1 protein-coding gene and 2 pseudogenes are annotated in these 1,552 nt (G+C 58.2%); all 3 read left to right on the top strand.

Annotated features, from left to right (window positions below):
- The first annotated feature begins 101 nt into the window (after positions 1 to 101).
- Positions 102 to 1,226 (top strand): acetyl-CoA C-acyltransferase FadA, encoded by a 1,125-nt coding sequence (gene fadA / locus ACQKP2_RS32840; protein ID WP_427582380.1) that lies wholly within the window; start codon positions 102 to 104, stop codon positions 1,224 to 1,226.
- A gap of 98 nt (positions 1,227 to 1,324) precedes the next feature.
- Positions 1,325 to 1,456, top strand: a pseudogene (locus ACQKP2_RS32835) (DUF1653 domain-containing protein); the annotation flags it as partial.
- Between the two features lie 17 nt (positions 1,457 to 1,473).
- Positions 1,474 to 1,552: pseudogene (locus tag ACQKP2_RS32830) on the top strand (single-stranded DNA-binding protein); the annotation flags it as partial.

Below are 1,552 nucleotides of genomic sequence, written 5' to 3'. Positions count from 1 at the left end.
GAGCATGCTCGCTCCTACAGGGGTTCCGTTTAACGCGTTATGCTGCCCGACACCGCCACCGACTGAGACGTCGCCATGTCCACCCCAAGCATGACTCTCCGATGGGCCGCTCCAAGGGCGGCATGCACCGCAACACCCGCGCCGAAGACATGTCGGCGCACCTGATCAGCAAGCTGCTGGAACGTAACGTCAAGGTCGACCCGAATGAGGTCGAAGACGTGATCTGGGGCTGTGTGAACCAGACCCTGGAGCAGGGTTGGAACATTGCCCGCATGGCATCGTTGATGACCCAGATCCCGCACACCTCGGCCGGCCAGACCGTCAGCCGCCTGTGCGGCTCGTCCATGAGCGCGTTGCACACCGCAGCTCAAGCGATCATGACCGGAAATGGTGACGTCTTCGTCGTTGGCGGCGTCGAGCACATGGGCCACGTGAGCATGATGCACGGCGTGGACCCGAACCCGCACATGTCCCTGTACGCGGCGAAAGCCTCGGGCATGATGGGCCTGACCGCTGAAATGCTGGGCAAGATGCACGGCATTACGCGTGAACAACAGGACGCTTTCGGCGTGCGCTCCCACCAACTCGCCCACAAGGCAACGGTGGAAGGCAAGTTCAAGGACGAAATCATCCCGATGCAAGGCTATGACGAGAACGGTTTCCTGAAACTGTTCGACTACGACGAAACCATTCGTCCGGAAACCACCCTGGAAAGCCTGGCGACACTCAAGCCTGCTTTCAACCCGAAGGGCGGCACCGTGACGGCGGGTACTTCGTCGCAGATCACCGACGGTGCCTCGTGCATGATCGTGATGTCGGCGCAGCGTGCGCAGGATCTGGGCATACAGCCTATGGCGGTGATTCGCTCGATGGCCGTGGCAGGTGTGGACCCGGCAATCATGGGCTATGGTCCAGTACCGGCTACGCAAAAAGCGCTGAAACGCGCGGGTCTGAGCATCAACGATATCGACTTCTTCGAGCTCAATGAAGCTTTCGCCGCACAGGCTCTGCCAGTGCTGAAAGATCTGAAAGTGCTCGACAAGATGAACGAGAAGGTTAACCTGCACGGCGGTGCCATCGCCCTGGGTCACCCGTTCGGTTGCTCCGGTGCGCGGATTTCCGGCACGTTGCTCAATGTAATGAAGCAAAATGGCGGTACCTTCGGGGTAGCCACCATGTGCATTGGTCTCGGCCAAGGCATCTCCACCGTCTTCGAACGCGTTTAATCGTTTCGTCGACGGAAGCCGGGGCCAAGTGCCCCGGTTTTTGTTTTTCCGGATTTATTTTGTTTTTATTTTGAAAATATTTGAGTGAGGGCCGAAGCATGCCGATACAACCTGGGCTCTACCAACATTACAAAGGTCCGCAGTACCGCGTGTTCAGTGTCGCGCGGCATTCGGAGACCGAGGAAGAAGTGGTCTTCTATCAGGCCCTGTATGGCGATTACGGCTTTTGGGCCGCGAGTGGGAAAAAGACGGTATCAAGCGTTACACCACCGAAATCGTGGTAGACATGCAAGGCACCATGCAATTGCTGGGTGGCCGTCCGCAAC

It is taken from the genome of Pseudomonas sp. NPDC089569 (assembly GCF_050280625.1).
Lineage (GTDB): Bacteria > Pseudomonadota > Gammaproteobacteria > Pseudomonadales > Pseudomonadaceae > Aquipseudomonas.
The sequence above is the reverse complement of the archived record's forward strand: the minus strand, read 5'-3'. Positions and strand labels throughout refer to the sequence as shown.